Below are 12,544 nucleotides of genomic sequence, written 5' to 3'. Positions count from 1 at the left end.
ACCGCCTCAGCTCTTGATCATTTCCCGCACCTTCGCCGTCAACAGATCGAAGGTGAACGGCTTGGTGATCATCTGCATGCCAGAGTCGAGGAAGCCGCCGCGCACCGCCGCGTGCTCGGCATAACCGGTGATGAACAGGACCTTCAAGTCTGGCCGGTATTGCCGGCCGATTTCCGCCAGTTGCCGACCGTTCATGCCCGGCAGGCCGACGTCACTGATCAGCAGATCGATGCGTTGCTCCGAATCCAGAATCGGCATGGCACCGTCAGCGTCGCCGGCCTCGACAAACCTGTAACCCAATTCACTCAATACCGCACTGACCAGCACGCGCACGGCCGGGTCGTCCTCGACAATCAATACGGTTTCGCCTTCCACGGCGTCCGGCGCCTGCTCCATGTCAACCGGTGCGTGAGGCAGTGATTCACCCTGGAAGCGCGGCAGATAGAGTTTGACTGTGGTGCCCTCATCGATTTTGCTGTCGATCGACACATGACCACCGGATTGCTTGCTGAAGCCATAAATCATCGACAGACCCAGCCCCGTGCCCTGGCCGATTGGCTTGGTGGTGAAAAACGGGTCGAACGCGCGATTGATGACGCTTTCCGGCATGCCGCAGCCATTGTCAGTCACGCTCAATACGACGTAATCACCGGGCTCCAGATTGCTATAGGTCGCGGTGTAGTCGCGATCCAGCACCTGATTCTTCGTCTCGACCACCAGATTGCCGCCGTCGGGCATTGCGTCGCGCGCGTTGATGACAAGGTTGAGCAGGGCGCTTTCCAATTGATTGGGGTCGGCCTCGGCCACCCACAATTTTTCGTGCAGACGCATGTCCAGCTGAATGCTTTCGTTGAGGCTGCGTTGCAGCAGCTCGCCCATCGACTGCACCAGATCGTTCATATGCACGGCTTTGGAGTCCAGCGACTGGCGACGGGAAAACGCCAGCAGCCGATGGGTCAGGCCGGCGGCGCGGTTGGCCGAAGTCACACCGAGGTCGATCAGGCTGTCGAGATCATCCAGGCGGCCACGGGCCAACCGACGGCGTAGCAATTCAAGACTGCCGATGATGCCGGTCAGCATGTTGTTGAAGTCGTGGGCGATACCGCCGGTGAGCTGGCCGACCGCTTCCATCTTCTGCGACTGTCGAAGGGCTTCCTCGTTGTGCCGCAGCTGTGCGGTGCGCTCTTCGACTTGTTGCTCGAGGGTTTCGAGGGTCGATTGCAGGCGCCGTTCGCTATTGCTCAGATCGATCAGGCGATCGCGGGCTTCGTATTGTCGTCGTCGCCCGCGCAGGGCGGTGGAAATGAGGCTGACCAACGTTGCCGGATGAAAAGGGCGTTCAAGGAACGTCACGTTGCCCAGTAATTTGCTGAGCTGCGACGAGGGCCCTTGTTCGGATCCTCCGTGATGGGTGAGCAAGACAATTGGCAAGTCAGACCACGCCGGTTGTTGCTCCAGGTACAGCAGCAGGCCTTCGAGTTCCGGACCATTCAGGGCCTCGGCCGCGATCAGCAGCAGCCCGGCGCCAGGCTCGAGTTCGGTGCACAGGGTGGCCAGATCGGGCGTGATCAGGCCACCGTATCCGGCCTCGTTGAGGATCATCAGCGCCACTTGGCTGTCGCGACCCTGGGGCGCAAGAATCAACGCCCGTTCCGACAGCGGTACGGTGAGTGTCACAAGTTGTCATCCTTGAGCAGCGGGTTACTCGCGCCGAGGTAGGTGGGGACTCCGCGCAGCACACCCTGGAAGGCTTCCAGCGGTTCACCGATGGTCATGCCTTGCTTGGAAATGCGGAATTCACGAATGGTCGATTCGTGGCTGCCGGTGCGTTTCTTGATGATCGAAATCGCCCGACGCACTTTACCGAGGGCTTCGAAGTAGCGCAGCAGAATCACCGTGTCAGCGAGGTACGTGATGTCGACCGGAGCCTGCATGTCGCCGACCAGTCCATGCTGGGCGACGGTCATGAACGTCGCGGCGCCCTTGCGGTTCAGGTACAGCAACAGTTCGTGCATGTGCAGTACCAGCGCGTTCTCTTCCGGCATCGCGGCCTGATAGCCGTTGATGCTGTCGATCACAACGGTCTTGATGTCACCTTCATCGACGCAGCGTCGCACCCGGTGGGAAAACTCGCCAGGAGAAAGCTCGGCAGCATCCACCTGCTCGATCAGCAGATTGCCGGTGGCCTGCAGGGCCTTGAGGTCGATGCCGATGTTATTCATGCGCTCGAATAGCAGGCCCAGTTCTTCGTCGAAAATGAACAGCGCGGCCTTTTCACCACGCGCCACGGCGGCTGCCGCGAAAATCATGGTGATCAAGGATTTGCCGGTCCCCGCCGGGCCCAGAATCAGCGTGCTGGAGCCAGTCTCGATACCGCCACCCAGCAGGGCGTCCATTTCCTTGATGCCGCTGGACAGTTGCAACCGCGGGTAATCGCCCCGGTGCTCCGCCGCCACCAGACGCGGGAAGACGTGCACGCCATCGCCCATGATGGTGAAGTCATGGAAGCCGCCACGGTATTTCTGGCCACGATACTTGATCACCCGCACGCGACGGCGTTCGGCGCCATAGTTGGGGGTCAGTTCTTCGAGGCGGATCACGCCGTGCGCGACACTGTGAACGGTTTTGTCGAGGGATTCGGTGGTCAGGTCGTCCAGCAGCAATACCGTGGCGTCGTAGCGCACGAAGTAATGCTTGATCGCCAGGATCTGTCGACGGTAGCGCAGGGAGCTTTGCGCCAGCAGGCGGATTTCCGAGAGACTGTCGAGCACGACCCGCGTGGGTTTGAACCGCTCGACCACTTCGAAAATCTGCTTGGTCGCTTCGCCCAGTTCAAGATCCGAGGAGTACAGAAGGCTCTGATGATGCTCGGCGTTGAGCAGGCTTTCGGGCGGCGTCAGCTCGAAAATTTCGATGTTTTCGTTCAGTTCCCAACCGTGGGACGCCGCGCCCTGGCGCAATTCGCGCTCGGTTTCGGACAGCGTGATGTACAACGAACGTTCGCCGGCACGGGCGCCGGCCAGCAAAAAATGCAACGCGACTGTGGTTTTACCGGTTCCAGGCTCGCCCTCCAGCAAGAAAACATGACTGCGGGACAAACCACCAGCCAGGATATCGTCGAGACCCTCGATGCCGGTGGCGGCTTTTGCACTGATCAACGCGTTCGATGTAGACAAAAAATGCCCTCTCATGACTAGGGGAAACGCGGCAGCGGGCGCCGGACGCCGTTTTGGCACTGCCTGTTTACTTGACCTTTTGCCGTGACGACGGTTCCGATTTTCTTGCGGGATGTCGAGAAGGCCGCTAGAGGCCTTGCTGCAAAGAGGGATCGTCCGGGTTCATCTGTTCGAGCTGCGCCAGCAGAATCTGCACGTTCTGCAACTGACCGCTTTCTTTCCAGTAGTTGATCAGCAACACCCGCGCCTTACGATCGGCAGGATGACGCTGGACGATTTCCTGCAACTGCTTTTGCGCCGCTTCCAGTTCTTCGGCGCTGTGCAGGGTCGTGGCGAGGTCGTAGCGATAGTCCTTGTTATCGGGCTCAAGCTCCACGGCTTTGGACAAACCGAGCAGGGCGTACTCGCGTTGATCGTGGTGCAGCAGCCAGAGTCCCAGCGCATGTTGCAGATAAGCCGAGTCAGGCTGGGCCTTCAATTGTCGGGCGAGCAATTGTCGCGCGGCGTCGCTCTGACCCTGACGATCGAGCACTTCGATCTGCATCACCAGCGCCGGCAGGTTGCCGGGGTCGACACGCAAGGTCTGTTCCAGCGCTTCCTGTGCCTGTTTCAACTCGGCGTTGTGCAGATACAGGCGCGCCAGTTGCACGTAGTTGGCGGCGCTTTCCGGCTGACTCTTGAGCGCCTGCTCCCACACATCGATGCCTTGCTGAAGCGGGGCGAAATACAGGCCCAGTTGATCCGGCGACAAGCCGAGCAGGGCGTTGATTGCCGCAAAACGAACGTTCTGATCTTCATCCTCGAGCAACGGGCCGAGCAGCAGGCTGCGCTGGCCACCGGGCACCAGACCGGTCACGCTCCTGATGGCTGCCATTCGCACGTCGGGAGATTCATGCTGCAGATCGGCATCCGCCAGTTTCAAGGCTTGCGGACTCGGGTAGTTGGGCAGTTCGGCATGCAGCCAGACCCGCCGCTTGGCGGACAAATCCGGACGTCCCAGCTGTTGATACAGAACCCGCGCGGCACCCGGCTGACCGGCACGAGCGGCGTCCAGCGCTTCACTGTAACCATGCCTGATCGCTTCTGGCACAACCGGCACTGTGCTGCGAAAAGACAGCCACCCAACGAGCAGGACCAACACAAGGCCGAGGCTGATGAGCAAATAGCGGCGAGACTGAGGCATGCGAATTTCCGAAACTTTCGTTTTGTAGCGGAGGTCGCAAGCTTCTGTCAGCTCGCGCCGTGAGTCAAACCCTCTGCCCGATATGGCCTACTACAGGCGTTGAATCGACCTACAGCTTGTGTCGACTCTGTTTGCCGTCATGCCCTCCATGCAGTGTCTACGCTTGCAGAAGTTGTTTCGAAGAGGCTACCCATGCAATCCCTGCTTGTTTATTTCAAGGCGGTGATCCACCCCAGCCAGGCCGTGCTGCTGTTTGGTTTACGCACCATTGCCGCCGGATTGCTGACCTTGTACCTGGCGTTCCTGTTCGACCTGGATCAGCCGAAGTGGTCGATCATGGCCGTGGTGATCATCAGCCAGCCACTGGCCGGGATGGCGCTGGCACGCAGCTTCGGACAAATCATCGGGACAACCCTTGGCGCGGTGGTGGCGGTGGTGCTGATGGCGATCTTTCCCCAGGCGCCGTTGCCGTTCATCACGACCCTGGCGCTGTGGCTGGCCCTGTGCACGGCGGGCGGCACGTTGCTGCGCTACACCAGTTCCCAGGCGTTCGTGTTGAGCGGGTATACCGCCGTGGTGGTGGCGCTGCTGGCGATTCCGGATCAGGACGGCACCTTTCTGCTGGCGGTGACCCGGGTTACCGAAACCTTGCTGGCGGTGGCGTGCGTATGCGTGGTCAGCCTGCTGACGGCGCGGCCCGAGGCGGTATCACGCAACTATTTCGCGAAGGTCGATCAGGTGATCAAGCTCGCCGCCACCCATGCCGCCGCTGTGCTTCGCACCGAAGAAAGCGAAGCGGACTTTCAGCGTCGGCAAATGCAGCTGCTGGGGGAGATCAGCGCCCTCGAAGGCCTGCGCCGGCACTTGTATTTCGATGCTCCACGCCTGCGCAGTGCCAACAATCTGGTGCTGTTGCTGGGCAATCAGCTGATGCTGCTGACCTCGCGCCTCACCGCGTTGCGTCACCAGCGGGAACTGCTCACCGAACGCTGGGAGGGCGATCTGCCGCTGGACATCCAGCAATTGCGTGCCGAGGAGCTGGCACTGCTTGATCAGCTCGCACAGCAAGGACGCTCACTGCCAGCCGAGGTGCGGCACCAGTTCGTCGCGCTGCAACAGCAATTCGAAGCGCTGGCCTACAAGGCCGAACAACTGACGGAAGACATGAGTGCAACCCTGCGCTCGCTGGCCTGGGCATTGCGCTGGGAACAGGCGCGGCTGTTGCAGCAACTGGAGCAGATTCTCGAACTGAGCGATGCGATACAGGAAGGCCGGGAGGCCAGCTGCATGTTCCGTGGCCAGTCCAGCCCCTTGCACCTGGATTTCACGCTCGCGACGATGAACGCCATCCGCGCATTCAGCGCGTTATTGGTGGCCGGACTGATCTGGATCGAAACCGCCTGGGACGGCGCGCGGGGCGGGATGATTCTGGTGGGGATTCTGTGTTCGCTGATGGCGACGTTTCCGCGCCCGTTGGTTGCTGCGCAGAGTTACGCGCGAGGGTTGGGACTGGCCCTGGTGGTTTCGGCGTTTTATCAGTTCATGCTGGTCCCGGCGATCAGTGATTTCGAAATGTTGGCCTTGTTGCTCGCGCCTTTGCTGTATGTGATCGCGGTCGGACTGTCCAGCCCGGCCACCGCCGGTATCGGAATGGGGCTGGGGCTGTCGAGTTTCCTGATGCTCGGTCCGCAGAACGTCGGCACCGGGCAGAACACCGCCATTCAATGGTTCGAATTCGCCGGGGCCTATGTCAGTGCGGCGATGCTGGCTTTGATTGTCTACGCCTGGATCTTCCCTTTTCGCCCGGCCTTTCGAATCAGGCGCTTTTATAACGAGGCGCGGGAGCAGGTCTATCAACTGACAAAAAGCCCGGCTACCGACGAAGAGCAATTCGCCTTCGAAAGTCGAATGGTCGATCGCCTGACTTCAATGCTGGGCGTGTTACCCGCCGCCAACGATCGGGACATGCAGCGCCTGTATGAAATCAGTCTCGCCTGCGTGGCGCTGGGCGTGGCCATGCACCAACTGAGGCAACAGGCACAGAACAACGCCTTGCTCACGGACGCTTTCGGTCGGCAGCTGTCGCCGGCGCTGCGTCAGACCGGTCGTTTCGTCGCCGGCCGACCGGATGTGCGCCTGACACCGTTGCTGACTACGCTGCATTCGCTCGGCGATGAGCTGGATGCCTTGCATGTCGCCACCCATGAACACCTATGGTCGGTGTTTCGCATGCGAGTGGCCCTGTTGATCGTGGTGTCGTTTCTGGAGCGGCATGGCGAACATTTGCAGCCCGACCGTTCTGAAGGAGAGTCCGTCCTTGCCCATTGATTTCGAGATCGGCGGCGTTTACTTGCCTCCTATCGCCCAGGCCTTGTTGCTGGCCATACCGGTTTTTCTGCTGCTCGACTGGGGTTTGCGCCGGCTTGGCGTCCTGCGTTTTGTCTGGCATGAGGCGCTGTTCGAGGGCGCCTTGTACGCCTGCGTGTGCGCCACACTGATTTTGCTGATGGGAGCCTGAAACCTTGAAGACGTTGCTCACTCGATTGACGACCTTGGCAGTGGTGCTGCTGGCAATCGTGCTTGGCTGGTTTGCCTGGGAACATTACACCCGAGCTCCGTGGACGCGGGATGCGCGGGTGAGGGCGGATGTGGTGACGCTGTCGGCGGATGTTTCGGGCCGCATCGTCACACTGGCGGTGCAGGACAATCAGCATGTCGACAAGGGCCAGTTGTTGCTGGAGATCGACCCGGCTCGTTACAGCCTCGCGGTCGAGCATGCGAAACGCTCGGTGGAGGTCTCAAAGGCCACGCTCGGGCAGTCGCAAGCGGCGATTGTCGCCAGCGAAGCGTTGCTCAAACAGCGCCAGAGCGAAGAACGCCGGCGACGCACGCTCAAGCAAGGGTTCGCGATTTCCGGGGAGGAGTGGGAGAAGTCCAGTACTGACGTGGCGGTTGCCCAGGCCGATCTGTTGCGCAATCAGGCCAATCTCGGTCTGGCTGAAGCCAACGTGCAACTGGCGATAGCTGCATTGACCCAGGCCGAACTGGATCTGCAACGTACCCGAGTCGAAGCGCCGGTCAGCGGTTACGTCACAAATCTGCTGACCCGTCAGGGGGATTACGCGGTGGCCGGTAGCGCCCTGCTGGCACTGGTGGACAGCGGCTCCTTTTATGTCAGCGGCTATTTCGAGGAAACCAAACTGCCACGGATCGAGGAGGGTGATCGTGTGCGGATCGAATTGATGAGCGGGGAAAAATTCGGTGGAACCGTGCAAAGCATCGCCTTCGCCATTGCCGACCGGGAAAACGCCCCGGGAAGTCGATTGCTGGCCAACATCAACCCCAGCTACACCTGGGTGAAATTGGCGCAACGGGTACCGGTGCGGATCGGCATCGACCCTGATTACGCAGGCAAGGATCGATTGAGAGCCGGCACCACGGCGACGGTCACAGTGCTGGAAAACCGAGAAAGACAGGTACAAAAAAGCCCCGCGACCGAATGATACGCGGGGCAAAAAATTTGGTTGGTTGCGGCCAACCAAAGGAGCTCTTTAAAAACCTGTTACTTGCTGGCGACCGTCTCCGGCTGCCAACCGCCACCGAGGGCCTTGTAGATCGCTACGATGCCGCGATACAGATCCACTTCGGCCTGGGCCTGACTGTCCTCGGCGTTCAAACGTTCACGCTGGGCGTCGAGCAACACCAGGAAGTCGGTGGTGCCTTCGCGGTAGCGAATTTCGGCGAGGTCGGCAGCCTTGCGGCTTGATTCGCTCTGGCGGATCAGCGAGATCAGCCGTTGCTGACGTTTGCCGTAATCGCTGAAGGCGTTTTCCGACTCTTCCAGCGCGAGCAATACTTGCTGCTCGTAGGTCGCCAGTGCGCCTTCGGCATCGGCATCGGCGCCGCGCAGACGGGCCCGCACGCTACCGAGGTCGAACGCTGCCCAGGTGATGCTTGGGCCCAGTGCCCAGGCGTTGGCCGCCGAGGAACCGATCTGCGAACCACGCCCGGCCGTCCAGCCGAGGAAACCGCTAAGGCTGACCCGAGGGAACAGATCGGCCTTGGCCACACCGATACGCGCCGTGGCCGAAGCCAGTTTGCGTTCGGCGCTGAGGATGTCCGGACGACGCTGCAGCAGTTCGCCCGGATCACCGATCGGCAAGGCCTTGGCAATCGCCGGCAGGTCTTTCGGGCTCAGGTCGACGGTCAGCTTGTCCGGACGTTCACCCAGCAGGGTGGCGATGCGGTTTTTCTGCCGGGCCTGTTCCGCCTGCAACTGCGGCACGCTGGCTTCGACCGACGCCAGACGGGCATCGGCCCGTTCAACATCGAGCTGATCGCCAACGCCGGCGTCACGCAGGCTGATGGTGATCTTGCGCGACTCCTGCTGGTTGTTCAGGTTGGCCAGGGCGATCTTTTCCCGAAGCTGGGCGCCGCGCAGTTGACCGTAAGCGTCCACCAGTTCGGCAATCATGGTGACTTGCAGTTGATACAGATCGGCTTCGGCCGCTTGCTGGTCGGCGTCGCTGGCTTCCAGATTACGCTGGATGCGTCCAAACAGGTCCAGCTCCCACGCCATGTCCAGACCCAGGTCGTAGCGTTCGCTGTTGACCCGTTTGGTGGTCTGGCCCGGAATCTGACCTTTGGCCAGGTCGCTGCTGGCGCGGCTGGTGATGGTCGGCATTGCGTCGTTGCTGACGTCGTCGCGGATTGCCCGGGCGGCTTTCCAGCGGGCGAATGCCACGCGCAGTTCACGGTTGCCTTGCAGCGATTGGGTCACCAACTGGTTGAGAGTCGGATCGTCGAACTGCTGCCACCAGATGCCTTCGAATTTCGAACGGTCGAAGTTCTTCTGGCCGGCGGCGCCATCGGTGGCGGACGTGATATTCGCCGCCTCCGTCGTCGGGGTCTTGTAGTCAGGGCCGACGGCGCAGGCACTCAGGGCCAGCACCAGCAGGCTCGGCAGGAAGACTTTCAGACTCATTGGTGCGCCTCCAGTGGCTTTTGAAGATTGTTCGCCTTCGCCGCTTTGCGCGCTTCGCTGCGCTCCACGAAGTTGCGGATCAGCACGTAGAACACGGGGGTCAGCAGCAGACCGAAGAAGGTCACACCGAGCATCCCGGAGAACACCGCCACACCCATGGCATGACGCATCTCGGCACCGGCACCGCTGGAGAACACCAGTGGCACCACACCCATGATGAATGCGAACGAGGTCATCAGGATCGGCCGCAGACGCAGACGGCAGGCTTCCAGTACAGCGGCCAGCGGATCGAGGCCTTCTTCCTGCTTATCCTTGGCGAACTCGACGATCAGAATCGCGTTCTTACACGCCAGGCCAACCAGTACGATCAAGCCGATCTGGGTGAAGATGTTGTTGTCGCCACCAGAAATGATCACACCGGTGATGGCCGACAGCAGGGTCATCGGTACGATCAGGATTACCGCCAGTGGCAGGCTCCAGCTTTCGTATTGAGCCGCGAGTACCAGGAACGCCAGCAATACGCAGAGCGGGAACACGAACAGCGCAGTGTTGCCGGACAGAATCTGCTGGTAGGTCAGGTCGGTCCACTCGTAGGTCATGCCGTTCGGAAGTTCATCCTTGAGCAGTTTCTCGATGGCTTTTTCGGCCTGGCCGGAGCTGTAGCCCGGAGCTGCCGCACCGTTGATTTCAGCGGTGATGAAGCCGTTGTAGTGCATCACGCGATCCGGGCCCGAGGTGTCGCTGACCTTGATGAAGGTCGCCAGCGGGATCATTTCGCCTTTGTTGTTGCGTACTTTCAGCTGGCCGATCTGGTCGGATTCGAGGCGGAACTGCTGCTCGGCCTGAACGTTGACCTGATAGGTACGACCGAAGCGGTTGAAGTCGTTGGCATACAGCGAACCCAGGTAGATCTGCAGGGTGTCGAAGATGTCGCTGACGGCCACGCCGTGGGTCTTGGCTTTTTCCCGGTCGATGGCGGCATCGACCTGCGGCACGTTCACGGTGTAGCTGGTGAACAGGTTGGCCAGTTCCGGAACGTTATGGCTCTTGGCAATAATGTTCATGGTCTCCTTGTACAGCTCTTCGTAGCCCAGGTTGCCCCGGTCTTCGATTTGCAGGCGGAAACCACCAATGGTGCCCAGACCTTGTACCGGTGGTGGCGGGAAGATCGCCATGTAGGCTTCCTGAATCCCGGCGTACTGGCCGTTCAAGGCACCGGCAATCGCACCGGCAGACATGCTCGGGTCTTTACGCTCGTCGAACGGTTTCAGGGTCACGAACACGATGCCGGCGTTCGGGCTGTTGGTGAAGCCGTTGATCGACAGGCCCGGGAACGCTACGGCGCTTTCCACGCCCGGCTGTTTCAGTGCCAGGTCGGACATGCGCTTGATCACATCTTCGGTGCGGTCGAGGCTCGCGGCGTCCGGCAGTTGCGCGAAGGCCACCAGGTATTGCTTGTCCTGGCCGGGTACGAAACCGGTCGGCGTGCTGGAGAAACCGAAGAAGGTCAGCACCATCAGGCCTGCGTACAGGAAGAGGGCGATGCCGCTGCCACGGATGACCCGGCGCACGGTGCCGACGTAGCCATGGCTGGCGCGGTCGAAGAAACGGTTGAACGGACGGAACAGCCAGCCACCGAAGATCTTGTCCAGCACTCGCGAGAAACGGTCTTTCGGTGCGTCGTGACCTTTAAGCAACACAGCGGCCAGCGCTGGCGACAGGGTCAGCGAGTTGAAAGCCGAGATCACGGTCGAAATGGCGATGGTCAGAGCGAACTGCTTGTAGAACTGACCGGTGAGGCCCGAGATGAATGCCGCCGGTACGAACACCGCACACAGCACCAGCGCCGTGGCAATGATCGGGCCGGTCACTTCGCCCATGGCCTTTTTGGTCGCATCGAAGGGGTTGAGCCCCAGTTCAATGTTCCGCTCGACGTTCTCGACCACCACGATGGCGTCGTCCACCACGATACCGATCGCCAGTACCAGGCCGAACAGCGACAGGGCGTTGAGCGAGAAACCGAACAGGTGCATCACCGCAAACGTACCGATCAACGATACCGGCACCGCCACCAAGGGAATGATCGAGGCGCGCCAGGTCTGCAGGAACAGAATCACCACCAGTACCACGAGAATCAGTGCTTCGAAGAGGGTATGAACCACCGCTTCGATGGAGCCGCGCACGAAGATCGTCGGGTCATAGACGATGCTGTAGTCCATGCCTTGCGGGAAGCTTTTCTTCAGTTCTTCCATCTTGCCGCGAACTTCGTTCGAGATTTCGATGGCATTGGAACCAGGACGCTGGAAGATCGGGATCGCTACGGCCGGCTGGTTGTTCAGCAACGAACGGAGGGCGTACTGGCTGGAACCCAGTTCGACGCGGGCGATGTCCTTCAGACGAGTGATTTCACCGTTATCGCCAGCGCGAATGATGATGTTCTCGAACTCTTCCTCGGAGACCAGACGGCCTTGAGTGTTGACCGACAGCTGGAAGCTCTGGGCATTCGGCGCAGGGGGCGCGCCCAATTGGCCGGCGGCCACCTGACGGTTCTGCTCGCGAATCGCGGTCACCACATCAGTTGCGGTCAGATTGCGCGAAGCGGTCTTGTTCGGGTCGAGCCATACACGCAGCGAGTAGTCGCCCATACCGAACAGCTGCACGTCACCGACACCGCCGAGGCGAGCGAGCTCATCCTTGATGTTGAGGATCGCGTAGTTGGACAGGTACAGCATGTCGTAGCGTTTGTCCGGCGAGGTCAAGTGCACAACCATGGTCAGGTCGGGCGAAGCCTTGTCGACGGTGATACCGATGCGCGTCACTTCTTCTGGAAGTTTCGGCTCGGTCCGGGTCACGCGGTTCTGCACCTGCACCTGCGCGTTGTCCAGGTCAGTGCCCAGAGCGAAGGTGATGGTCAGGGTAATCTTGCCGTCAGCGGTGGACTGCGAGGACATGTACAGCATGTTCTCGACGCCGGTGATGGCTTGCTCCAGCGGAGCCGCCACGGTTTCACCGATGACTTTTGGGTTGGCGCCCGGGAAGTTGGCACGCACCACCACGGTCGGTGGCACGACTTCCGGGTATTCGCTGATCGGCAACTGGAACAGCGAAATCGCACCGGCGATCAGGATCAACAGCGACAGCACCGCTGCGAAGATCGGCCGTGAAATGAAGAATTGGGAAAAATTCATCGGAGTTGTCGTC

Annotated in this window: 8 protein-coding genes; 3 read left to right on the top strand and 5 right to left on the bottom strand. The window is 60.6% G+C overall.

Features of this window, described 5'->3' with window-relative positions:
• Positions 1-6: 6 nt before the first annotated feature.
• From C1X29_RS03315 to C1X29_RS03305, 3 genes are all read right to left on the bottom strand, one after another.
• Entirely contained in the window at positions 7-1,677 is a 1,671-nt protein-coding gene (locus tag C1X29_RS03315) for an ATP-binding protein (protein ID WP_085745743.1), read from the bottom strand.
• Positions 1,674-3,176 (bottom strand): ATPase domain-containing protein, encoded by a 1,503-nt coding sequence (locus C1X29_RS03310; RefSeq protein WP_102716861.1) that lies wholly within the window; start codon positions 3,174-3,176, stop codon positions 1,674-1,676. The genes C1X29_RS03315 and C1X29_RS03310 overlap by 4 nt, the downstream gene beginning before the upstream one ends.
• Positions 3,177-3,303: 127 nt before the next feature.
• Complete coding sequence (locus C1X29_RS03305) at positions 3,304-4,359, bottom strand: tetratricopeptide repeat protein (RefSeq protein WP_102716860.1); 1,056 nt, start codon at positions 4,357-4,359, stop codon at positions 3,304-3,306.
• Positions 4,360-4,551: 192 nt separating this feature from the next.
• On the opposite strand from C1X29_RS03305, the gene C1X29_RS03300 reads away from it, so the two are divergent.
• From C1X29_RS03300 to C1X29_RS03290, 3 genes are read left to right on the top strand one after another with little or no spacing between them, the layout of a single operon-like run.
• The gene (locus tag C1X29_RS03300; protein ID WP_102716859.1) at positions 4,552-6,687 is read left to right on the top strand and encodes an FUSC family protein; all 2,136 of its coding nucleotides are present in this window, start codon (positions 4,552-4,554) and stop codon (positions 6,685-6,687) included.
• Positions 6,677-6,877, top strand: coding sequence for a DUF1656 domain-containing protein (locus tag C1X29_RS03295; RefSeq protein WP_085745740.1), 201 nt, complete (start codon positions 6,677-6,679; stop codon positions 6,875-6,877). Before C1X29_RS03300 ends, C1X29_RS03295 begins: the two co-directional genes overlap by 11 nt.
• Positions 6,878-6,881: 4 nt before the next feature.
• On the top strand, positions 6,882-7,862 hold the full coding sequence (locus tag C1X29_RS03290; RefSeq protein WP_085745739.1) for an HlyD family secretion protein: 981 nt from the start codon (positions 6,882-6,884) through the stop codon (positions 7,860-7,862).
• A gap of 59 nt (positions 7,863-7,921) precedes the next feature.
• On the opposite strand, the gene C1X29_RS03285 is transcribed toward C1X29_RS03290, so the two are convergent.
• Positions 7,922-9,343 carry an efflux transporter outer membrane subunit gene (locus C1X29_RS03285; protein WP_011334070.1) on the bottom strand — a complete coding sequence of 474 codons (1,422 nt, stop codon included), beginning with the start codon at positions 9,341-9,343 and terminating at the stop codon, positions 7,922-7,924.
• Positions 9,340-12,531, bottom strand: a complete 3,192-nt coding sequence (locus C1X29_RS03280) for an efflux RND transporter permease subunit (protein WP_085745737.1) — start codon at positions 12,529-12,531, stop codon at positions 9,340-9,342. The genes C1X29_RS03285 and C1X29_RS03280 overlap by 4 nt, the downstream gene beginning before the upstream one ends.
• Positions 12,532-12,544: the final 13 nt, after the last annotated feature.

The organism is Pseudomonas sp. GW456-12-10-14-LB2 (assembly GCF_002884345.1).
GTDB classification, from domain to species: domain Bacteria; phylum Pseudomonadota; class Gammaproteobacteria; order Pseudomonadales; family Pseudomonadaceae; genus Aquipseudomonas; species Aquipseudomonas paraglycinae.
This window is presented reverse-complemented; position numbering and strand designations above follow the sequence as displayed.